The sequence below is a fragment of the Devosia sp. Root105 genome (assembly GCF_001424865.1).
Taxonomy (GTDB): domain Bacteria; phylum Pseudomonadota; class Alphaproteobacteria; order Rhizobiales; family Devosiaceae; genus Devosia_A.
This window is the reverse complement of sequence record NZ_LMCR01000012.1, coordinates 384,984-406,060: the sequence shown is the minus strand read 5'-3', so window position 1 is coordinate 406,060 and position 21,077 is coordinate 384,984. Positions and strand designations below refer to the sequence as shown.

The following is a 21,077-nucleotide window of genomic DNA, read 5'->3' as shown; positions in this document are numbered from 1 at the left end:
TTCTAGCCGACCAGTCCAAGCGCACGCGCCGCGCTGATCGCCTCGCGGCGACGCTTGCAGCCGAGCTTACGGTAGGCGTTGGACAGGTGAAATTTGACGGTCGCCTCGCTGAGCCCGAGCGCGTTGGCGATGAACTTGTTGGATGATCCCTCGGAGATCATCATCAGCACCTTGGTCTCGCGCCGGCTGAGCCCGTTCTGTGCCCCCAGCGCCGAGTTGGGCAGGCCGCCATCGCGCAGCCGCCGCAGCACCTGGCGGACCGGAGCGGAGATTTCGAGATATTCCCCGATACGCTGCTGCTCCACCAGTTCGCTGAGGAACACCCGCTCCTCGGCCAACGGGGCAATGGCGCCGAGCCGCGCCGCCTCCTCGAACACCTTCTGCAGCAGCGCCCGCGCCCGCGACAGGTTGCGCCGTCGCTTGTGGACGAAGGCCAGCCAGACTTCGGCACAAAGCCGCTGGCGTCCGGTGAGGTTCAGGTTGCCGATAATGTAACCGAGCTGCCGCTCGAGATGCGGGCGGGTCGGCTGCTCATAGACGATGTGCCGGAGCCAGATCATCGCCTGGACGATCTCGTCGCGGTCCTTGAGGCGCTCGAGTTCCTCGCCGGCGGCCGCAACCCATGATCGCGTGATGCGGGTGGCGAGGGCCGCGATCTTCTCCGCCGCCTCCTGCCAGCGGTTGGCATTCTGCAGGATCGCCGCCTCGCGCAGCTCGATCATCAGGCCGAACTGCCGGTTGGAGATCTGGTAGACCCGCCAGCGATCAAGGAAATTCCGTGCCGCGAGAGTGGAAAAGTGCTCGCTCAGCGCCTGACTGCCATAGTGCAGCGCGAACTCGATGAGGCTGGGCCAGATCTCGCCGTGGACGAAATCGTCGAGTTCCGTGCTGAGGAAGCGGGCCAGCGGCTCGGGCTTACCGCCTTCGTAGGCGATGCAGGCGTTGAGCAGCGCCAGGAGGCGCTCGTCGCCCGGACTGTCGAACGCGATAGCGTGCAGGTAGCGCGCCGCTTGCTCGGCGTGCCGGCGGGCATTGTTGGCATCGCCCATCAACAGGCGCACCAGCGCCTGGTGCAGGCTGATGTAAAAGGCGAGCATGGGCACCTTGGCCTGCTCGTAGTGGTAGAGGGCGCGCTGCGCGACATCCTCGGCAGCCGCGAGGCGCCGGCCGCGGATGTAGAATTCCAACACTGAGTTGTAGAAGCTGCCGCGCACGATGTGATCGTCGAGCGGCAGGTCGCCCAAGGTGTCGAAGACCTGCTCAAACAGCTCGTCGGTCAGCTGGTAATCCTCGTAGATCAGCATGACGACGCGGAAGGCGAGCAGGTCGGTGCTGTACTTCTCGCGGTGCGTGAAGACGCTGTGGAAGTCGTTGATGCCGCTGCCGAAGCGATCGGCCAGCAGCCGGCGGGCACGAGCCACCTCGCCATGCTTGAGCGCCTGCATCGCGAGGCTCATGACCAGCGTGTCGTTGCCGAGCGCATAGTCGGACGGAAAGCCGGCGAGCACGCGATCAAACGCCGCGGCCCCGTGCCGGTAGAGGTAGAACCGGCCACCGCCGGCAGCGTGGACGGCGGAGGCCTCGTCGAAGCGGCCGATCGCTTGCCACGTCGTGATGGCATCCGTCATCCAGCCCTGTCCGGCATAGGCCGCCGCAAGTTCGGCCGCCCGTTCGGGATGCTCGCGCCGCGAGGCGAGTTCCGCGGCAAGCGCATGTCGCAGCGCCGGGCGAACCGGATCGAGCAGCGCCAGCAACGCCGAGCTCACCATCGGGGTGGGGCTGCCGTCGAGCCAGGCCGCGAGAGCCGCAAGCTCGACCGCACTCATCGGCGCCAGCAGCTCGCTGGCGAGGAAGCGCGCCAGCTCCTCTTCCCCCGGGCTCGACCGGCCAAGCAGGATCGGCCAGCCGCGCGACTGCTGGAAGGCGCGCTCGGCAAGCCGCGCCGGCATCGCCTGCCGCAGCTCGTCTCGGCCGATCAGCAGTTCCGGTACACCAAGGCGCCGGACGTGGCCGTAGACAGCGGCGCGATCGAGCGACGGCAGCACCGTTTCCGGCCGCTTGGCGATGATGATCCGCCGGTCGCCGGAGACGAAGGCCTCGGGCAGGGGATCGGGCGAACTGCCAGGCGGGATGTCCCACACGGTAACCGGGAGGCTGGCTTCAACTGGTGCGGCGGCTGAGCGGTGCACGCTGGTCCCCAACTCCTCCGCCAGTTGCGCTAAGAGGATGGATTTGCCCATGCCGGCCGGCGCCTCGAGCAGCACCACCGTTTCGGTGACGGCGAGCAGCTCCCGGCGCTTCTGCGCGCGGTCGATGTGCGGTCTCGTCGGGGCACTGGGCATGGGTGTCGAGGGCAAGGCGCGGTCCTGTTACTGAGAACAAGGCCGGAAAACCAAGGCGGACACAAGCGATGCGGGCGCTTCCTTCAGAAATGCCGTCATCATTGATCCCGTTCAGCTTGCATCAAGAATTGCTCTGCCATATGAACCGCCTCGGTGAGGCCACATGGCGGAGTGGTTACGCAGCGGATTGCAAATCCGTGTATTCCGGTTCGATTCCGGATGTGGCCTCCAACCTTCTCTCAGACATCCCCATTCCAGCGCCAACGCGCGTCTGCTCGCCTGGGCGTTTGCCACATTCCCCGGCAGAGCACCTTGTGCGCTGCCGATCGGCATCCTTGAAGCATTCATCTGCGGGGCGTATGCACCTGCCTGACGCCTCCAGCCCGAGGGAGCCGATATGGCCGATTTTACGAATGCCCGCCTCAAGATGGTCGATAACCAGCTGCGCACCAGCGGCGTGATGGACCATCGGATCCTCACTGCCATGGGTACGGTCCGGCGTGAGGCCTTCCTGCCGGCCGATCGTGAGGCGCTGGCCTATGCCGATGTGTCGCATGCCCTGGGCGGCGGCCGTTATCTTGGGGCGCCTGCGCCTTTCGCCAAGCTGCTGCAACTCGCCGAGATCGCCGCAACCGATCGGGTGCTCGATGTCGGAGCCGGCACCGGCTACTCGACGGCCGTATTGGCGCTGCTGGGCGCCTCGGTCACCGGGCTCGAGATGGATGCGGCGCTCGCCGGCAAGGCCACGGTCAACCTCGAGGCCGCCAATGTGGCCAATGCCGAGATTGCCGTCGGCAGTTTCGATGGAGCAGGGCTGCCGCGTGATCATTTCGACGTCATCGTCGTCGAGGGGGCGGTCGCCGCAGAGCCGACGCCGCTGTTCCACCTCTTGCGCGAGGGCGGGCGTCTGGTGGCGCTGATCGCCAATGGCGGCCCGGCAGTCGCGCATATCTTCGTCAAATCCGGCGGCGAGGTTGCCGGCCGGAGCGAGTTCAATACCTCGCTGCCGCCGCTGGCTGAAGTGCCGCGGGTAGAGGCCTTCGTGTTCTGAACCGGTCGTTTTCTAACTGACCCGCGGTTCGGCAGTGTTGCCGGCTAATCACGGGACCAAACATTTCCAAGGTTAAAACCTCGCAACACTTGAGTTGCGAGGTTGTGCGTCCCATGTGCCCGACGTAACGTCGGAAGGCTGTCGGAGGTTTTGACTATGCGTTTCCTGGGGGCAATGCGGGCGGGCGCCCTTGCCGTTTCACTGAGCATGCTGCCGGCGACGGTGCATGCGGAGAGTCTGAGGGCGGCGCTCGAGAGCGCGTATCAGAACAATCCCAACATCATGTCGGCGCTGCTGAACGTGAAGGCGACTGCCGAGAACATCGCGCTGGCGAAATCCGGCAAGCTGCCTTCGCTCGGCCTGTCCAGCAGCATCGGCGGCTCCTGGGAGCAGCCGCAGGGTGGGGAGTTCAACACCGCGGCCAGTTTCTCCACCGGCCTCAATTACAGCCAGACGCTGTTTGACAACTACAAGACCGACGCCGAGATCGAGCAGGCCCGCGCCGGCACCGAGGTGGCGAAGTACGCGCTGCGCAACGCCGAGCAGAACGTGCTGCTGGCGGTGGTGCAGGCCTATTACGCGGTGATCCGCGATACCCAGCTGGTGCAGCTGCGGTCCGACAACATGGCGTTCTTCGATGCCCAGGTGAGCTCCTCGGAAGATCGCCTGCGCCTCGGTGAAGGCACCAAGATCGACGTGTCGCAGGCCAAGACCCGCCAGGTTGCCGCGGTGGCGCTCTACCGCTCGGCCATCGCCTCGCTGCAGACCAGCCAGGCGAGCTACGAGCGCTGGGTCGGCCACAAGCCGAAGAACCTCAGCTCCGACTTCAACTTCGGCAAGTCGCTGCCCACTTCGATCGACGGTGCCATCGCCTCGGCGCAGGAGCGTCATCCGGCGCTGCTGTCGGCCCGCGCGGCGATCCGCGTGGCGCAGGCCGGATCGGATGCGGCCAGTGCCTCGTTCGGCCCGACCCTCAGCCTGATCGGCGCGATCGATGCGACCACCAGCTATTCCAGCAAGCTCGGCGGGACCAGCAGCGCGCTGGGCGGTTCCGCCAAGCTGTCGCTGTCGATCCCGATCTATTCGGGCGGCGCGCTGTCGGCGAGCCTGCGCAAGGCCAATATCCAGCAGATCCAGAGCGAGGTCGACGCGCTGTCGGCCCGCGACGAGATCAAGGAGTCGGTGATCTCCGCCTGGTCGACGTTGCAGAACTCCACCTCGCAGATCGACTCGGCGCAGGCCGCGGTCGGCTCCAGCCAGCTGGTCGTCGATGGCACCATCCAGGAGCGCGATGTCGGCCAGAAGACCACGCTCGACGTGCTCAACGCCCAGGCCGAACTGACCACCGCCCGTGAATCGCTGATCACCGCGCGCTCGACCAAGATGATCGCTGCCTTCTCGCTGCTCGCCGCCTCCGGCAAGCTGTCGCCGGAAGTGCTGGGCCTCAAGGTCGCGATGCACTCGGCCGACGGCTATATCGCCAATGTCGAGGATGTCTGGGCCGAGCTCCGCGCCCTCAGCGACGACTGATAGTCGCGGCCGCCCTTGGTCCGCATGGACCGGGATGTGGCCGAGGCATACCCTCAGAATCAGGCCGCGATGCGCAGTCCGCATCGCGGCCTTTTTGATGCGACCGCGAGGGGCGGTCGCAATTTGGGGGAACTATGAAAGCACTACCGTTCTGGTTCATCGCCGTCGGCGCCGTTCTGGCGCTGTTGGGGATGGCGTGGGGCATCCAGATGGCCATCACGCAGGATCACACGCTGTCGCCGGGCCATGCCCACAACAACCTCATCGGCTTCGTCACTATGGTGATCTATGGCGTCTACTACAAACTGGTGCCGGCTGCCGCGCAGACACGGCTGGCGCTGGTCCATTTCTGGGTGGCGTTGCTCGGCGCCCTGACCATCGGCATCGGCGTCGCCATGGCGACCTCGGGGCAGGGCGAATGGCTGGCCCAGGTAGCGTCGATTGCCACGATCATCGGCATGGGTATCTTCGTCTATACCATCGTCCGCAATCGGGCGGCGCTCGCCTGACGCTCCGGGTCAAGCGCTACGCGACTGTCTTCCCCCGGAAATCCCTGGGGGAAGACGCTACGGCTGGTGTGCCGCCGATTCACAAAGCGCCATTGCTTGCACTAAATTGGATGCTGTTGATTCGGTCATGTCGCCGAATCCGCCCAAAGTGCGGCCGCGTATCTGGCGGGTAATGTGAGGCAGTTATGAACAAGCCGGCGCCCAAAGAGCCCTCGATGGACGAAATCCTGTCCTCGATCCGGCAGATCATCGCCGATGACGATGCCGGGGCGGCGCCCAAGAAGCCGGTAATGCCGGCGCCTGCGCCGGCCCGCAGCTTCGTACCGCAGCCGGCCCCGCGTCCCGTCGAGCCCGAACCCGAGCCGTTGGCGCTTTCATCCGAGCAGATTCTGCGCGACACCGCAGCCGAGGACGGCGCCAAGCCGGGTCTCAGCTTCTCCGAACTGTTGGGCGGCAGCGCCCCGGCGCCGGAACTGGACGCGACGCTGATCGACCCCGACGACATCTCCTTCGAGCAGGAAGAAGAGCCCGCTCCGGCTCCGGTGTTCGCCCCGCCGCCACGCGCCGCCGCTGCCGTCTACGAGCGCCCGGCGCCACGGCCGGCCGCCTCGGTTGCCGCCGCCGCGCCGATGCCGGATCCGTCGCTTTCTGCTGATCTCGCCGAGGAGTTGCTCGAGCCGACCACCCAATCGGCGGTAAAGAGCACCTTTGCCCGCCTCTCCGGGTTGTCGACCGTTACCAGCGGCGTCACCATCGAAGACATGATGCGCGAGATGCTGCGCCCGATGCTGAAGGAATGGCTGGACGAGAACCTGCCTTCGGTGGTCGAGCGGATGGTCGAAAAGGAAATCGCCCGGGTTTCGCGCGGCGGCAAATAGACGGCACCTGAAGCAGACGGCCCCTCCCATCCTCCCCCTTGAAGGGGGGCGTGCTCCGCCGGTGAGCGGGGCTCGATCAAGCCACAACCCCGACTCTTCAACTCCCCCTTCAGGGGGGAGGCCGGGAGGGGCCGTCTCTCTCAGTCGTCCCTTGCATGGCAGAACAGCGTCACCACATGCGTTTGTGTTGACTTCCCCCTCACGCCTTTGCTTTAGACCTAGCCACTGAGTTCTGGGGCCCGCCGGCGCTTTGGTGCGCGCGGGCCGTTTGCCGTTGGAAACCACCGATGCTTGAGAAGACTTACGACCCCGCCGCCGTCGAGACCCGCATCTACGAGCAGTGGGACAAGGCCGGCACCTTCAAGGCTGGGGCAGGGGCCAAGCCTGGCGCCGAGAGCTTCTCGATCGTCATTCCGCCACCCAATGTCACCGGCTCGCTGCATATCGGGCACGCGCTCAACAACACCATCCAGGATATCCTGATCCGCTTCGAGCGCATGCGCGGCAAGGACGTGCTGTGGCAGCCGGGCACCGACCACGCCGGTATCGCCACCCAGATGATCGTCGAGCGTCAGCTGGCCGAACGCCAGCAGCCCGGTCGTCGCGAGATGGGCCGCGAGAAGTTCCTCGAGCGCGTCTGGGAGTGGAAGGCCGAGTCCGGCGGCACCATCCTCAACCAGCTGCGCCGCCTCGGCGCCTCCGCTGACTGGTCGCGCGAGCGCTTCACCATGGACGAGGGGCTTTCCGAGGCCGTTCGCAAGGTGTTCGTCACGCTCTACGAGAAGGGCCTGATCTATCGCGCCAAGCGCCTGGTGAACTGGCATCCCGGCCTCGAAACCGCCATCTCCGATCTCGAAGTCGAGAACATCGAGACCAACGGCAAGATGTGGCACCTGCGCTACCCGATCGAGGGGAGCGAGGAGACCATCACTGTCGCCACGACCCGTCCCGAGACCATGCTCGGCGACGTGGCGGTCGCCGTGCATCCCGAGGACGAGCGCTACAAGCACCTGATCGGCAAGCACGTCATCCTGCCGCTCGTCGGCCGCCGCATCCCGATCATCGGCGACGAGTATGCCGACCCCGAGCTCGGCTCGGGCGCGGTGAAGATCACCCCGGCGCATGATTTCAACGACTTCGAAGTCGGCCAGCGCCACGGCCTGAAGCCGATCAACATCTTCACCACCACGGCCACGCTGAACAACACCGTGCCGGCGGCATATCGCGGGCTTGACCGGTTCGACGCGCGCGCCAAGATCATTGCCGAGCTCGAGGCTTCGGGCGTGCTCGTCTGGGTCGACGACAAGAAGATCATGGTCCCCTACGACGAAAAGTCGAAGCTGATCGTCATCGAGCCGTTCCTCACCGACCAGTGGTTCGTCAAGGCCGACATCCTGGCCGAGCCGGCGCTTGCTTCGGTCAAGGAGGGGCGGACCAAGTTCGTCCCCAAGGCCTACGAAAACACCTATTACGCCTGGATGGAGAACATCAAACCCTGGTGCATTTCGCGCCAGCTCTGGTGGGGCCATCAGATCCCGGCCTGGTATGGCCCGCGGCTCAGCACCGATCCGGATTTCAACAACCGCGATGCCGGCCTCAAGTGCTTTGTCGCCGACAACGAGGCCGAGGCGGTCAAGCTCGCCCAGGCCTACTACGGCGCGCGCAAGATCGAGGTCTATCAGGGCGGCGCCACCGCGCCTGACTATGCCAAGGCCGTCACCGGCTTCGACACCACACAGCGCGACCGGCTGAACGCCGACACCTGGAACATGCGCAAGCACCGCGATCCGTTCGCCGAGCTCTCGGACAGCAAGGTGCCGCTGCATCGCGACGAAGATGTGCTCGATACCTGGTTCTCGTCGGCGCTGTGGCCGTTCTCGACCATGGGCTGGCCGAACCAGACGCCTGAGCTCAAGAAGTACTACCCGACCAGCGTGCTGGTCACCGGTTTCGACATCATCTTCTTCTGGGTCGCCCGCATGATGATGATGGGGCTGGAGTTCACCGGCACCGAGCCGTTCCACACCGTTTACATGCATGCGCTGGTCCGCGACGAGAAGGGCCAGAAGATGAGCAAGACCAAGGGGAACGTCATCGACCCCCTGAGCCTCGTCGACGAATACGGCGCCGACGCCACCCGCTTTACGCTGGCCGCCATGGCAGCGCAGGGCCGCGACATGCGCCTCGCCATTTCCCGCGTCGAGGGTTACCGCAACTTCGTCACCAAGCTCTGGAACGCCGCGCGCTTCCTCGAGATGAACGGCTGCGTCCGGGTCGAAGGGTTCGATCCGAAAAAGAACGCCCTCGCCATCAACCGCTGGATTGTCGGTTCGACTGCCCGCGCCGTGGCCAGCGTCACCGCCGCGCTCGACGACTACCGCTTCAACGAAGCCGCCAATGCGGCCTATGATTTCGTCTGGGGCACCTTCTGCGATTGGTACATCGAGCTGGCCAAGCCGGTGTTCACCGGCGAGGACGAGGCTGCCAAGGCCGAGACCCAGGCGACGGCGGCCTTCGCGCTCGACCAGATCCTGAAGCTCCTGCACCCATTCATGCCCTTCGTCACCGAGGAGCTGTGGGCCGAGACCGGCAAGAGCGGCCCGGCGCGCGAAAAGCTGCTGATCATTTCGGAATGGCCGGAACTGGCCGGCCTCGAGGATCCCGAGGCGCAGGCCGAGCTCGATTGGCTGGTGTCGCTGATCTCCGGCATCCGCTCGGTCCGCCAGGAAATGAACGTCCCGGCCGGCGCCAAGGTGAAGCTGCTGGTGGTTGGGGCCGGGGAGACGACCGGCATCCGCGTCGAGGCCAATCTCTCGGCACTGACCCGGCTCGCCCGGCTCGAGAGCGTCGACTACACCTCGGATGTGCCGCGCGATTCCGCCCAGTTGGTCCTCGGCGAAGCCACTTTCGTGCTGCCGCTCGCCGGTGTCATCGATCTGGATGCTGAGCGCGGTAGGCTGAAGAAGGACATCGCCAAGGAGACGGTCGAGATCGACAAGATCGACAAGAAACTGGGCAATGAGCAGTTCCTTGCCAAGGCCGCCGAAGAGGTGATCGAAGAACAGCGCAGCCGCCGCGCCGAGGCGGAGGATCGCCGTGCCCGCCTCACCGAGGCTCTGTCACGCCTGAGCTAACGGAGCCTCCATGGGCGAAACAATGCCGGCCAGCAACCAGCGCCAGCCGATCAAGGACTGGATGACTATCGTCCAGTTTGATGGCCGCGGCGGGGTGCGCAAGCTCGAAGAGGCCGAGGAGGCGACGTTCGCCACCCCGGCTAAGGGCTTTGCGCTGATCTCGGGCAACTCGCGGGCGCCGGAGTTCAAGGTCTGGCTGAAGCGCGAGCTCGGCGATTTCAACGCCGACCTCATCACCGTGCCGTCGACCCGCAGCCGCTGCACCGTGCTCGATGATCGGGCGCTGGTGGTGTTGCGCGTTGCCCGGCCCGGCGCCGATCCTGAGGATGTCGGCCGGCAGCTGCTGACGCTGTGGATCGAGAAGGGGCGGGTCATCATCGCCTCCGAGCTCAACATCGTCGAGTTCCTCGGCATCACCCAATGGCAGCAGACGCACCACGCGCCGGTGTCGCCTGCCGACCTCGTCGCCCGTCTGGCGCTCCGCGCCGCCGACCGGATCGAGCCGCTGATCGAGCGGATGGGCGACAGCCTCGACAGCATCGAGGAGATGCTGATGATGAACCGTGCCGGCGACACCCGCTCGCGGCTGGCGCATCTGCGCCGCACGCTGATCAACATGCGCCGCCTGATCTGGCCGCAGCGCGACGTGCTGACGACGCTCGAAATCGAAGACCTCAGCTTCTTCACTGCCCGCGACCGGGTCCGCCTGCGCGAGGCGGCGGCCCGCACGGCCCGGCTCGGCGACGAAATGCAGACGCTTTCCGAGCGCGCCGTGCTGGTGCACGAGCAGTTGCTCGATACCCGCGCCGAGCAGATGAACCAGACCATGCTGCTGTTGGCAGCGGCGACGGTGGTGCTGATGCCGCTTACCGTGATCAGCGGCATCCTCGGCATGAACGTCGAAGGCATCCCGTTCCACGACAGCCCCTATGCGTTCTGGATCGTGACCGGCTTCCTCTGCGTGCTCGGGGTCGCCATCTACCTATTCATGCGCAAGAAGAAATGGATGTAGACCCCTAAGGGGACTCACCTTTCGCCCGGGCCTGACCGGATGCCTTCAGCGCAGCGATAATGACAGAGACCTGCTGTTCGGCGCGTGACGCGGCAGCAGCCATTGCCTAAACTCTGCTGCACTTTTGCAAGGATTCACCGGCCCCCGTGCTCAATCGGCTTTACATCGTCGTCGGCGTCATTGCGATCCTGCTGCTCGCCGCAGCCTTTGTCGTGCCCAGCTTCATTCCCTGGGGGCAGTATCGCGACCGTCTCGCCGCCATCGCCGGGGAGGTGCTGGGGACGCCCGTGCGCATCGAAGGCGATGTGTCGTTTTCGCTGCTGCCGCAGCCGAAGCTGACCTTCTCCAATGTCAGCGCCGGGCCGCCTGAGGCGCCGAACCTGACGGTCGAGCGGGTCGAGGCGGATTTCTCGCTGATTGATTTCCTGCGCGATCGCTACAACGTCACTGAGCTGCAGCTCGATGGGCCAACCGTGTCGATCGACGTTGCGGCCGATGGCTCGGTGGATGCGGGCATCGCGCTCGCCAAGGCAGTGAGCAGCAATATTTCCGTCGCCAACGCCGTGGTCAGCGGCGGTACCGTCAAGCTGCACGACGCGCGGGCCGGCGAGACCTACATCGCCTCGAACGTCGCCGGCGACCTGAAGCTCGAGGCGCTGCGCGGCCCGTTCTCGTTCCAGGGCACCGGCAATGTCGATGGCGCCGTCTATGCGCTGCGCGTCACCACCGGTCAGCTCGACGCCGAGGGCGGCGGGTCGCTCGCCATGACCCTGAGGCCGGCGGACGAGCGCTTCACTCTTGCTGCCGAGGGCTTCCTGACCCCGGGGCTGACGCCGGGCTTCACCGGCACCATGACCTACCGGCAGCCGCCGCCGAGGCCGGCCAAGGCGGGGGCCGAGGATGCAGGGCAGGGCGACCTGGTAATGACCAGCAAGATCGAAGCCAGCCCCAGCAAGGTGCTGCTCTCCGACTATGTGGTGATCCCCGACGAGAACCGCGCCGCGACGCGCCTGCTTGGCGCCGCCGACGTGACGCTGGGGCGCGGCATGGCCTTCAACGCGGTGATTTCGGGTGGCCTGCTGGCGCTGCCGCCGCGCGACGCGACGGCGGAGCAGGCGGTCGAGCCCTATGAGCTGGTCCGGCTGCTGCGCGAACTGCCGCTCCCCGCTGCCCCCGGCATCCCGGGCACCATCGGCCTCGATGTGTCCGAAGTGAACCTCCGGGCGTTCTCTCTCCGCAACGTCCGGCTGGATGCGACCGCCCATGCGGGCGGCTGGACGGTCCGCGGGCTGACGGGAATCCTGCCGGGCGACACGCGCGTATCGCTGAGTGGCGACGTCACCACCGAGACCGGCCGCCCGGAGTTCTCCGGCACGTTGTCGCTGCAGTCGCAGCGGCTCGACGCGCTGACTACGCTGTGGCGGAAGCCGGCTGACGGCAACCCGCTGTTCGGCATGCCGGGATCGATCGAAGCCAGGGTCGACCTGGTCGGCGAGACGCTGTCGGTCAGTGACGGGCGGGTCGAACTCGACGGCGAGGCGCGGTCCTTTTCGGCGCAGCTCGGGCTGGGCGCCACGCCGGACCTCCACATCACCGCCGATATGGGGCAGCTCGACGCGGCGCGCAGTGCCGCGCTGCTCGCCTTGCTGCCCGATCTCAGTGCCGATGCGGCATTCCCGGCGAGCTTCCCAAAGGGCGAGTTCGAGCTGGTCGCCGACAGCATGACGCTGGGCGGACTCAACGGCCGGGCGCTCTCGGCTCGCGGTTCGTGGGACGGTGGCGTGCTGGTGGTGGACGACATTTCCGCCGGCGATCTCGGGGGCGCCAGGTTCAAGGCCTCGCTCACCGCCTTCGGCTCGATCACCAAACCGGAACTCTCCGGCTCAGGCACGCTCACGGTGACCTCCGCCGATGCCCCGGCGCTGGCGAGCTTCTACAAGGCGATCGGCGCATCGCCGGCCATCGAGAGTTTTCTCACCCCGTCGCTACCCGCCGACCTGGCACTGCGCCTCGATGCGCCAAGCGGTGACGGAGCACAAAGCCTTGCGATCTCCGGCCGCCTGGGCACTGCCGAAGTCGCCGCCGACGCCGAATTGCAGGCCGGTTTCCTGCGTGCGCTATCAGGACCGGTCAAGCTTCGGCTCGATATGAAGTCAGCCGACTCGACCGCCATGACCGCGCAACTGGGTCTCGGAGAGGTCAGCCTGTTCGGCGTGGGCGAGCCGGTGCACCTGGTGGGTGTTATCGATGGCAACATCGCCAACAGCCTTGAAACCACCGTGCTGGTCGAAGGCGGCGGCGACTCGCTTGGCTTTTCCGGCAATCTCGTGGTCACCGATCCGGCGGCCTATAGCGGCAAAGGCACTATCAAGGCGACGCTTGGTGATCCCACCGCCTTTGCCGACTGGCTGGGGGCGGGCGGCGTCTCGCTGCCGGCGATAGCGGCTTCCGCGCGGGTCGATTTCACCGGCTTCTCCGACGTTCAGCTTTCCGACATCACCGGCACCTCCGGCGCGGAGAGCTTCACCGGCAACCTGAAGCTGGCGAGCCGTGGCGCCACCCGGGCGGTCAGCGGCAGTATTGCCGCGGGACGGCTGGACATCGGCGGGCTGCTGCAAACCCTCACCGGGCCGGCCTCGCAGCTCTCCGGCAACGGCCTCTGGCCGGATGGGCCGCTTGCCACGGGCGACGGCGCGCGCGCCACCACCGGGCGCGTTTCCATCACCGCTCCGGCGCTGGCGATAGCCGGCAAGCCGCTGGTCACGGACCTCGCGTTCGATCTCGATTGGGATGCCACTACCACGCGGTTTCGCGGGCTCACCGGCAAGCTCGGCACCGGCTCGGTCGGCCTCGAGCTCGCGGTCTGCTGCTCGGGGCCGCTGACCGACAAACAGGTCACCGGACGGATCTCGCTGATCGGGGTCTCGCTCGACGACATCGCGCCGCCGCTGGTCGCCGACGCCCTCGGCGGCACACTCGATGCCTCTGGCCGGTTCGACGGCACTGGCGGCTCCGTCGCCGGCGTCATCGGCGCGCTGACCGGTGAGGGGACCTACACGGTGAGCGGGCTGAAGATCGAGCGGCTCGATCCGCAGGCGCTGAGCCAGGTGGCCAACGCTGAAAAGGTGCTCGAGATGCAGCCGGAAGAACTGAGCGCGCTGATCGGGGATCGCCTCGATGATGGACCATTCCTCGCCCCGCAGGTGACTGGCAGCTTCAATATCGCGGGCGGCGTGCTGCGCAGCCCTAACCTGTCGATCGAAGGGGAGGGTGGCCAGGTGTTCGGCAGCGGCTCGCTCCACCTCAGCGATCTCGGGCTCGGCGGGGATTACACCATCGCGCCGACGACAGTGACGCCGGCAGCGCTGGTTGCCACCGGCTCGGCCCGAGTCGCCGCGAGGCTCGGCGGCACGTTGCTGGCGCCCGAGCGGACCTTCGACGTCTCGGGCCTGGTCGACGCCATCATGGTCAAGGCTTACGAGGCCGAAGTGGCGCGGCTCGAAAAGCTGCGCGAAGAGGACGAGGCGCGCCGCCAGGCCGAAGAAGCCGAGAAGGCTCGGCTCGCCGCCGAAGCTGCCGCTATCCGGGCTGCCGACGAGGCCGCCACGAGGAAGGCCGCCGAAGCGGCTGCGGCCCAACAAGCGGCAGAGGAGGCTGCCGCCAAAAAGGCTGCCGACGAGGAAGCGGCCAAAAAGGCAAAGGACGAGGAAGACCTGCGCAAGGCGCTCGAAGAGTTCAACCGACCGATGGATATCGGGCTGGGGAACTAACCGCGGTCGCGGTACCAGGCGAGCACCGCGAGCCGCACCGCCGACGAGAGGTTTGGCGCTTCGCGCTCCTGATCGATCTCGGCGATCACTGCGGCAATTGATTTGCCGCCCGCCAGCGCCATCGCTTCGAGCCCGGCCCAGAATTCTCTTTCGACGGCGATGCTGGTGCGGTGCCCGGCAATGGTCAGCGAGCGCTTCTCCACCGCGCCGTTACTTCTTGCGGAAGCTGTCGAGGCTCACGACCTTTTCGCCCTGCGCTTCGGGAGCAGCGGCAGGTTTCGCCGGTGCCGCCGCATGCGGTTCGTCGGCCGTCTCGGGCTCGATTTCGGCGTCCTCACCGGCCACCCGCTCGACATCGAACTGCAGGCCGAACTGTACCGAAGGATCGAAGAAACCCTTGATGGCGGAGAACGGGATCGCCAGCAGTTCCGGCCGCCCGTCGAACGAGAGTTCGACCTCGAAGCCGGTCTCGCTGACCCTGAGCGCACCGAACTGGTTCTGCAGCACGATGGTCATTTCCTTGTCGTACTGCTCGAGCAGCCGCTGGCTCATCCGAACTCCGGGCGCCTTGGTGACGAAGGAGATGAAAAAGTGATGGTCGCCGGGCAGGCCAGTCCGCGCCACTTCGGACAGCACCTTGCGCACAACGCCGCGCAGCGCTTCCTGGGCCAGAATATCGTAGCGGATCAGGTCTTCAGCCATATCGTCCTTGCGTGCGGGGGAATCCCCGTAAGGGTCCATATCACCGCTGCGAGGCGCACAATTCAAGGCAAAACCGAAACGGCGGTCCGCGACGTCGGGACGCTCATGTGGATGTCGGAGGAGTGAGGGAAGTGCAGGCTTCTGTTGCCAGGTGCCTGCGAACCCCGCCTGTCGGACTGCTAGGCCCGGAGGACTTCTAGTTCAGGTGCCGGCGCCGCATTAAGCAGCGATAGCAACCTTAGCATAGTTGTCGTTGGCAACTATTAGGATGGCCCGATATCGGTGGTACCATGCCGAGCAAAAGTCTAACCTTTACGCCCTTGTCGATCCTGTTTCGTCCCCATGAGCCCGCCACGACGGGGAGTTCTGGTGGAGACGCCGGGCACTGCCCCCGGGTCCAATAGGTTTATTACGCTAGCCGTTTATCGCCATAGCCGTTGCCGGCAAGCCCTATATAGGCGCGACGGGCGCGTGATGCAAACGGCCCTGTGGAAGCCGGTCGGAGCGCCTCCGAATCGCAGTAAGCTGAACGGATGCGCCAATACCTAGACCTTCTCCGCGACGTCCTCGACAACGGCACCGATCGGCCCGATCGCACCGGCACCGGCACTCGCTCGGTGTTCGGCCGGCAGACGCGCTTCGACCTCGGCAAGGGTTTTCCGCTGCTGACCACCAAGAAGCTGCACATCAAGTCGATTGTCTACGAACTGCTCTGGTTCCTACGCGGCGAGACCAATGTGCGCTGGCTGCAGGAGCGCGGCGTCAAAATCTGGGACGAATGGGCCGATGCGAACGGCGATCTCGGGCCGGTCTATGGCTCGCAGTGGCGCAGCTGGCCGGATGGCGACGGCGGCACCATCGATCAAATCGCCAATGTCGTGAAGTCGATCACCACCAAACCCGACTCGCGCCGCCATATCGTCACCGCCTGGAACCCGGCTGAGGTCGACGACATGGCGCTGCCGCCGTGCCACTGCCTGTTCCAGTTCTACGTCGCCGACGGCAAGCTCAGTTGCCAACTCTATCAGCGCTCTGCCGACCTTTTTCTGGGCGTGCCGTTCAACATCGCGTCCTACGCATTGCTGACTGAAATGATGGCGCAGGTGACCGGGCTGAAGCCCGGCGAGTTCGTCCATTCGTTCGGCGATCTCCACCTCTACCACAACCATTTCGACCAGGCCCGGCTGCAGCTCAGCCGCGATCCGCGGCCGCTGCCGCGGCTGACCATCAACCCCGACAAGCGCGATATCTTCGATTTCGAGTTCGAGGATTTCATGATCACCGGCTATGATGCACACCCCTCCATCAAGGCCGAGATCGCCGTATGAGGATCCTGTCGATCGCCTGCATGCTCGCCGCCCTTGCCGCGGCGCCGACGCTTGCCAACGACACCATGTCGACGCTGGGCGCCGGCGGATTAGTGTTCGTCCAGACCGACGATGTGAAGATGCTGAGCGAGGACCTCTACGTCTCGCCCGAGCAGGTCCGGGTGAAGTACGAGTTCCGCAACGAGGGGGCTGAGGATACCGACGCGCTGGTGGCCTTCCCGATGCCCGACATCACCGGCGACGGGGATTTCATGGTGGCGATCCCCACCGAGGACCCCGAGAACATCTTCGGCTTCGAGACGCTGGTGAACGGCGAGCCGGTTTCGGCCGAGCTGCACCAGTATGTGTTCGCCACTAATATCGACTACACGCAGTACCTCACCGACCTCGGCCTGCCGCTGACGCCCTATGGCGATGCGACGGTGAAGGCGATCAATGCCCTCGACGAGGCGACCAAGCAAGAGTTGCTGCACCGCGCCCTGGTGATCCCGATGGAGTTCGACCAGGGGCAGGGCATGCATACCGAATACTGGCCGGTATGGACGCTGCGCTCGACCTATAGCTGGGAAGCGCATTTCCCGGCCGGCGAGACCGTGACGGTCGAGCACCAGTATAAGCCGAGCGTCGGCGGCACCGTGGCCGTGACCTTCCTGTCGCCGCCTTACGAGGGCTATGATCCAGCGGTCGAGTACAAGCGCAAGTACTGCACCGACGACAGCTTCATCAACACCGTCAAAAAGACCCTGCCGAACCCCGACGAACCCTATGGCGCGCCGTTCACCGAGAGCTGGGTCAGCTACATCTGGTCGACCGGCGCCAACTGGGCGGGTCCGGTCGGCAAGTTCCACCTGACCATCGACAAGGTGCTGCCGCAGAACCTCGTGTCGTTCTGCTGGGATGGCGAGGTCAAGAAGACCGGCCCGACGACCTTCGAGATGGAGGCCAAGGACTGGTGGCCGCCTTACAACCGGGAGCTCGAGGTGTTGATCCTCAACCGGCAGAACCCCGAACCCAACGTCGGCTGATGGCGACGATCACCGAACTGACCGAGCGGGTGGAGCAGGTTTCCGCCGTCTATGCCGAGCGCTGCGACATCCGCCGCGATGCCGATTGGTATGCGCTGAAGCTGCAGGAAGAGGCCGGGGAACTGGTCGCCGAGCATCTGCGCAGTACCGGCCGTGGCCGTGTCGGCGAGCGCTCGGCAGCCGCCATCCGAACGGCGCTGGAGGACGAGGCGGCCGATCTCCTGGCCCAGGTGCTGCTGTTCTGCCGGCATAACCAGATCGACGTCGAGGCCGCTCTCGAGCGCAAGTGGTTCGCCCATCTCAAGCGTCTGGACACCGCCCGATGAGCCTCGTGATCCGCAGCGCGGCGCCCGATGATGCCGCGCTGATCATCCGCTTCATCGCGGCGCTGGCCGAATACGAAAAGCTGTCGCATGAGGCCAGGGCCACCGAGGCCGACATCCTGCGCGACCTGTTCGGCGCCGACCCCAAGGTGTTCTGCGAGATCGCCGAGTGGGCGGGCAAACCCGTCGGCTTCACGCTCTGGTTCTACACCTACTCGACCTTCCAGGGACGCCACGGCATCTGGCTGGAGGATCTGTTCGTCGACCCCGAGGCGCGCGGGCTGGGCGTCGGCAAGGCCTTGCTGGTCAATCTGGCGCAGCGCTGCGTGCGCGAGGGGCTCGGCCGGTTCGAGTGGTGGGTGCTCGACTGGAACGAGCCATCGATCCAGTTCTACAAATCGCAGGGTGGCGTCATGCAGGACGAGTGGACCAAGGTTCGCGTCGATGGTGATGCGCTGGCGCGGCTCGGTGCGCCATGAGCGTCCCGGTGGCGATGATCGCAGCGATCGGCGAGAACGGCATCATCGGCTCGGATGGCGCGATCCCCTGGCGTTTGCCGACCGATTTCGCCCATTTCAAGCGCACCACGATGGGCAAGCCCTTGATCATGGGCCGCAAGACCTTCGAGAGCATCGGCAAACCGCTGCCCGGCCGCACCAACATCGTGGTGACGCGACAACAGGGCTACCTGCCGGACGGTGTACTGGTGTTCCACAGTCTTGCCGAGGCCCTCGACCACGCACGGCAGATCGCTGCTGCCAACGGCGTTGACGAAGTCATGATCGGTGGCGGTGGCGAAATCTATCGTGAGGCCATGCCGTTGGCGGAGCGACTTTACGTCACACATGTGGTGGCCTCACCCTCTGGCGATGCTCGCTTTCCATTGATCGATCCCAAGCAATGGGAAGTAGAAGCCGAGCCTGAACTGTTGCGCACCGAACGCGATAGCGCCGACTTCACGGTAAAAGTCTATCGTCGGCGTGAACCCGCTGCACGTTGATCGCAGGGGAGCGCTTGCCTATATAGGGCGGCAATCGATAATCCGGCTGAAAGGTGGCGTATGCCCTGGGACAACAATACGGGCGGGGGAGGCCGCAACTCCAACAACGGCGGCCCCTGGGGTCAGACGCCGGGTGGTGGGGGTAGCGGTGGTGGCGGCGGTGGCCGCCGGGGCGGTGGTACGCCCAACCTCGAAGAACTTCTGTCCCGCGGTCGCGACCGTTTTCAGGGTGGGATCCCCGGTGGGCGCTGGACTATCATCGGCGTCGTCCTGGCGCTCGGCGCGTTCTGGGTGGCCAACTCGGTGTTCACCGTCCAGGAACAGGAATGGGCGGTAAAGCTCCGCTTCGGCCAGCCGCTGGAAAGCGTTCCGGCCGGCCTGCATTTCGCGCTGTGGCCGATCGAGACCGTCGAGCGGGCGCCGCGTACGGAAAACCGCACCGAGATCGGATCTGTCGGCTCGACGCGCACGCAGTCTGACGAAGGGCTGATGCTCTCGGGCGACCAGAACATCGTCGACGTGAAGTTCTCGGTGCTGTGGTCGGTGACCGACCCGGTAGCCTACCTGTTCAACGTCCGCGATCCCGACGACATGGTGCGCTCGATCGGCGAAAGCGCGATGCGCGAAATCGTCGGCCGCCGTCCGGCGCAGGACGTGTTCCGCGACGATCGCGCCGGCATCCAAAACGACGTGCGCGGTATCGTACAGTCGATCGTCCAGAGCTACAGCATGGGCGTGACGGTGTCGCAGATCGCCATCGAGCAGGCGGCCCCGCCGACTGAAGTGGCCGACGCCTTCAACGAAGTGCAGCGTGCCGAACAGGACGAAGACCGTTTCCAGGAAGAAGCGCGGCAATACGCCAACACGCTTCTGGGTGACGCTCGAGGTCAGGCCGCACAGGTCCGCGAAGATGCGGCCGCCTACAAGAACCGTGTCGTGCAGGAAGCAGAAGGTGAGGCGGCTCGCTTCCTCTCCATCTACGCCGAGTACGCCAAGGCCCCCGAAGTGACGCGCAAGCGTCTGTTCCTCGAAACCATGGAGCAGGTGCTGGGCGGTTCGGAGAAGGTGCTCGTCGACAAGAGCGCCGGATCGGGCGTTGTGCCCTACCTGCCGCTGCCGGAGATCCGGCCGAACTCGACACTCAACACCACGCCCGTCCCCGCCGACGCGACGCCGAGGTAAGCCATGAACAGACTTGTTATTCTCGGCATTGCCGTCGTCGCTCTGCTGTACATCTTCGTGTCGTCGATCTTCGTGGTCAACGAGCGCGAACAGGCCATCGTCATGCGCTTCGGCCAGATCACCGACGTGAAGACGGATCCGGGTCTCTATTTCAAGATCCCGACCAACTTCGTCGACACGGTGCAGATCATCGAAGACCGGCTGCTGCGCTACGACGCCGCCAACATGACGGTGCAGGTGTCGGACGGTAAGTTCTACATCGTCGACGCCTACCTCACCTACCGCATCGCCGACCCGCGGCTGTTCCGCTCCCGCGCGCAGGGCGAACTGCGCGTGGTGGAGGATCGTGTGTCGACCCGTTTCGACGCGGCGCTCCGCCAGGTCTACGGTCGTCGCGCCTTCACCGAGGCGCTGTCCGAACAGCGTCCGGAGATGATGCGCGAGGCGCGCGACCTGATCCGCCCCGATATGGCCCAACTGGGCATCGAGGTGGTTGATGTGCGCATCATCCGCACTGACCTCGATCCGAGCGTTTCGGCCGAAACCTTCAACCGTATGAAGGCCGAGCGTCTGGCCGAAGCGGCATTGCTTCGCGCCCGTGGTCAGGAAGCGGCGCAGACCGCCCGAGCCATCGCCGATCGTCAGGCCGTCGAGGTTCTCTCGGCAGCCCGCCGTGACGCGGAAATCCTGCGAGGCGAGGGCGATGCCGAGCGCTCGCAGATCTTCGCCGATGCTTATAACCGCGACACCGACTTCTTCGACTTCTACCGTTCGATGCAGTCGTATCGCGCGGCGCTCGGGCCGAACGGCACCACCATGGTGCTGTCGCCGGACTCGGAGTTCTTCCGGTTCTTCCAGAACCAGAACCCCGACAACGTGACGCCGCCGCCCGAAGCCGCGACGACGCCGATCCCGGCGACGCCGCTGGTCGAAGAGCCGCCCGTGGACTCGCCGGTCCTCAGCCAGCCTGCCGCCGACGCGGTCACCGCCCCTGCCGAGGCTGCACCGACGGAAGCTGCACCGGCGGAGACCACTCCGGCAACGCCGGCTTCGGCCGAACCTGCACCGGCCGCGCCGGCGCAGTAAATGCTCGAGCTCTTCTCGGCACTGGCCCTCGTGCTGGTCCTGGAAGGGCTCGTCTATGCCGCGTTCCCCGAACAGATGAAGAAGCTGCTGGCGTCGATCCAATCGACGCCAGCTTCAACCATTCGTGCGGCTGCGCTGGCTTGCGCCGGGGTCGGACTTGTTCTCTTGTGGCTGCTTCGGGGCTGACTGCGACATGCGCAGCCGC

Annotated in this window: 18 protein-coding genes, 1 tRNA gene and 1 other RNA gene; 16 read left to right on the top strand and 4 right to left on the bottom strand. The window is 65.7% G+C overall.

Annotated features, from left to right (window positions below; genetic code table 11):
* Positions 1–2: 2 nt before the first annotated feature.
* Entirely contained in the window at positions 3–2,357 is a 2,355-nt protein-coding gene (locus ASC68_RS10630; RefSeq protein ID WP_248310523.1) for a LuxR C-terminal-related transcriptional regulator, read from the bottom strand.
* Between the two features lie 142 nt (positions 2,358–2,499).
* On the opposite strand from ASC68_RS10630, the gene ASC68_RS10625 reads away from it, so the two are divergent.
* The 8 genes from ASC68_RS10625 to ASC68_RS10590 all read left to right on the top strand — a co-directional run bounded on the left by ASC68_RS10625 (position 2,500) and on the right by ASC68_RS10590 (position 14,226).
* Positions 2,500–2,573 (top strand) — tRNA-Cys (locus ASC68_RS10625).
* 166 nt (positions 2,574–2,739) lie between these two features.
* A complete protein-coding gene (locus ASC68_RS10620; RefSeq protein ID WP_055878522.1) occupies positions 2,740–3,393 on the top strand; it encodes a protein-L-isoaspartate O-methyltransferase in 654 nt (217 codons plus the stop codon).
* Positions 3,394–3,549: 156 nt separating this feature from the next.
* On the top strand, positions 3,550–4,923 hold the full coding sequence (locus ASC68_RS10615; RefSeq protein ID WP_082528061.1) for a TolC family outer membrane protein: 1,374 nt from the start codon (positions 3,550–3,552) through the stop codon (positions 4,921–4,923).
* A 134-nt stretch (positions 4,924–5,057) separates the two neighbouring features.
* On the top strand, positions 5,058–5,432 hold the full coding sequence (locus ASC68_RS10610) for a hypothetical protein (protein ID WP_055878519.1): 375 nt from the start codon (positions 5,058–5,060) through the stop codon (positions 5,430–5,432).
* 215 nt (positions 5,433–5,647) lie between these two features.
* On the top strand, positions 5,648–6,310 hold the full coding sequence (locus tag ASC68_RS10605) for a DUF2497 domain-containing protein (protein WP_197421155.1): 663 nt from the start codon (positions 5,648–5,650) through the stop codon (positions 6,308–6,310).
* A 287-nt stretch (positions 6,311–6,597) separates the two neighbouring features.
* Complete coding sequence (locus ASC68_RS10600) at positions 6,598–9,444, top strand: valine--tRNA ligase (RefSeq protein ID WP_055878515.1); 2,847 nt, start codon at positions 6,598–6,600, stop codon at positions 9,442–9,444.
* Positions 9,445–9,454: 10 nt separating this feature from the next.
* The gene (locus ASC68_RS10595) at positions 9,455–10,456 is read left to right on the top strand and encodes a CorA family divalent cation transporter (RefSeq protein ID WP_055878514.1); all 1,002 of its coding nucleotides are present in this window, start codon (positions 9,455–9,457) and stop codon (positions 10,454–10,456) included.
* A gap of 146 nt (positions 10,457–10,602) precedes the next feature.
* The gene (locus ASC68_RS10590; RefSeq protein ID WP_055878511.1) at positions 10,603–14,226 is read left to right on the top strand and encodes an AsmA family protein; all 3,624 of its coding nucleotides are present in this window, start codon (positions 10,603–10,605) and stop codon (positions 14,224–14,226) included.
* On the opposite strand, the gene ASC68_RS10585 is transcribed toward ASC68_RS10590, so the two are convergent.
* The 3 genes from ASC68_RS10585 to ssrA all read right to left on the bottom strand — a co-directional run bounded on the left by ASC68_RS10585 (position 14,223) and on the right by ssrA (position 15,412).
* The gene (locus tag ASC68_RS10585; protein ID WP_055878509.1) at positions 14,223–14,429 is read right to left on the bottom strand and encodes a ribbon-helix-helix domain-containing protein; all 207 of its coding nucleotides are present in this window, start codon (positions 14,427–14,429) and stop codon (positions 14,223–14,225) included. The two genes, ASC68_RS10590 and ASC68_RS10585, sit on opposite strands and share 4 nt — an antisense overlap.
* A gap of 7 nt (positions 14,430–14,436) precedes the next feature.
* Positions 14,437–14,928 carry an SspB family protein gene (locus ASC68_RS10580; RefSeq protein WP_055878507.1) on the bottom strand — a complete coding sequence of 164 codons (492 nt, stop codon included), beginning with the start codon at positions 14,926–14,928 and terminating at the stop codon, positions 14,437–14,439.
* 130 nt (positions 14,929–15,058) lie between these two features.
* Positions 15,059–15,412, bottom strand: a transfer-messenger RNA (tmRNA) gene (ssrA, locus tag ASC68_RS28300).
* A 49-nt stretch (positions 15,413–15,461) separates the two neighbouring features.
* Between ssrA and ASC68_RS10575 the strand changes: the two genes are divergently transcribed.
* Genes ASC68_RS10575 through ASC68_RS10540 form a run of 8 tightly spaced genes read left to right on the top strand, consistent with a single transcriptional unit; the run spans position 15,462 to position 21,058 of the window.
* A complete protein-coding gene (locus ASC68_RS10575; protein ID WP_055878506.1) occupies positions 15,462–16,256 on the top strand; it encodes a thymidylate synthase in 795 nt (264 codons plus the stop codon).
* Positions 16,253–17,281, top strand: a complete 1,029-nt coding sequence (locus ASC68_RS10570) for a DUF4424 domain-containing protein (protein WP_055878504.1) — start codon at positions 16,253–16,255, stop codon at positions 17,279–17,281. Before ASC68_RS10575 ends, ASC68_RS10570 begins: the two co-directional genes overlap by 4 nt.
* Entirely contained in the window at positions 17,281–17,607 is a 327-nt protein-coding gene (locus ASC68_RS10565; RefSeq protein ID WP_055878502.1) for a MazG nucleotide pyrophosphohydrolase domain-containing protein, read from the top strand. Before ASC68_RS10570 ends, ASC68_RS10565 begins: the two co-directional genes overlap by 1 nt.
* Positions 17,604–18,083 carry a GNAT family N-acetyltransferase gene (locus ASC68_RS10560; RefSeq protein ID WP_055878501.1) on the top strand — a complete coding sequence of 160 codons (480 nt, stop codon included), beginning with the start codon at positions 17,604–17,606 and terminating at the stop codon, positions 18,081–18,083. Before ASC68_RS10565 ends, ASC68_RS10560 begins: the two co-directional genes overlap by 4 nt.
* Positions 18,084–18,097: 14 nt before the next feature.
* Positions 18,098–18,604: a dihydrofolate reductase gene (locus tag ASC68_RS10555; RefSeq protein ID WP_248310539.1), complete on the top strand. Its 507-nt coding sequence runs from the start codon at positions 18,098–18,100 to the stop codon at positions 18,602–18,604.
* Between the two features lie 60 nt (positions 18,605–18,664).
* Positions 18,665–19,786, top strand: a complete 1,122-nt coding sequence (gene hflK, locus ASC68_RS10550; RefSeq protein ID WP_055878497.1) for an FtsH protease activity modulator HflK — start codon at positions 18,665–18,667, stop codon at positions 19,784–19,786.
* Positions 19,787–19,789: 3 nt separating this feature from the next.
* Entirely contained in the window at positions 19,790–20,872 is a 1,083-nt protein-coding gene (locus ASC68_RS10545; protein WP_055878495.1) for a protease modulator HflC, read from the top strand.
* Positions 20,873–21,058, top strand: a complete 186-nt coding sequence (locus tag ASC68_RS10540; protein ID WP_055878493.1) for a DUF2065 domain-containing protein — start codon at positions 20,873–20,875, stop codon at positions 21,056–21,058.
* Positions 21,059–21,077: the final 19 nt, after the last annotated feature.

Excerpts from the sequence above, each read along its gene's own strand:
- ASC68_RS10620 (WP_055878522.1), top strand. The coding sequence starts at position 2,740 with ATGGCCGATTTTACGAATGCCCGCCTCAAGATGGTCGATAACCAGCTG.
- ASC68_RS10615 (WP_082528061.1), top strand. The coding sequence starts at position 3,550 with ATGCGTTTCCTGGGGGCAATGCGGGCGGGCGCCCTTGCCGTTTCACTG.
- ASC68_RS10610 (WP_055878519.1), top strand. The coding sequence starts at position 5,058 with ATGAAAGCACTACCGTTCTGGTTCATCGCCGTCGGCGCCGTTCTGGCG.
- ASC68_RS10605 (WP_197421155.1), top strand. The coding sequence starts at position 5,648 with ATGGACGAAATCCTGTCCTCGATCCGGCAGATCATCGCCGATGACGAT.
- ASC68_RS10600 (WP_055878515.1), top strand. The coding sequence starts at position 6,598 with ATGCTTGAGAAGACTTACGACCCCGCCGCCGTCGAGACCCGCATCTAC.
- ASC68_RS10595 (WP_055878514.1), top strand. The coding sequence starts at position 9,455 with ATGGGCGAAACAATGCCGGCCAGCAACCAGCGCCAGCCGATCAAGGAC.
- ASC68_RS10580 (WP_055878507.1), bottom strand. The coding sequence starts at position 14,928 with ATGGCTGAAGACCTGATCCGCTACGATATTCTGGCCCAGGAAGCGCTG.
- ASC68_RS10575 (WP_055878506.1), top strand. The coding sequence starts at position 15,462 with ATGCGCCAATACCTAGACCTTCTCCGCGACGTCCTCGACAACGGCACC.
- ASC68_RS10570 (WP_055878504.1), top strand. The coding sequence starts at position 16,253 with ATGAGGATCCTGTCGATCGCCTGCATGCTCGCCGCCCTTGCCGCGGCG.
- ASC68_RS10565 (WP_055878502.1), top strand. The coding sequence starts at position 17,281 with ATGGCGACGATCACCGAACTGACCGAGCGGGTGGAGCAGGTTTCCGCC.
- ASC68_RS10560 (WP_055878501.1), top strand. The coding sequence starts at position 17,604 with ATGAGCCTCGTGATCCGCAGCGCGGCGCCCGATGATGCCGCGCTGATC.
- ASC68_RS10555 (WP_248310539.1), top strand. The coding sequence starts at position 18,098 with ATGATCGCAGCGATCGGCGAGAACGGCATCATCGGCTCGGATGGCGCG.
- hflK (WP_055878497.1), top strand. The coding sequence starts at position 18,665 with ATGCCCTGGGACAACAATACGGGCGGGGGAGGCCGCAACTCCAACAAC.
- ASC68_RS10545 (WP_055878495.1), top strand. The coding sequence starts at position 19,790 with ATGAACAGACTTGTTATTCTCGGCATTGCCGTCGTCGCTCTGCTGTAC.
- ASC68_RS10540 (WP_055878493.1), top strand. The coding sequence starts at position 20,873 with ATGCTCGAGCTCTTCTCGGCACTGGCCCTCGTGCTGGTCCTGGAAGGG.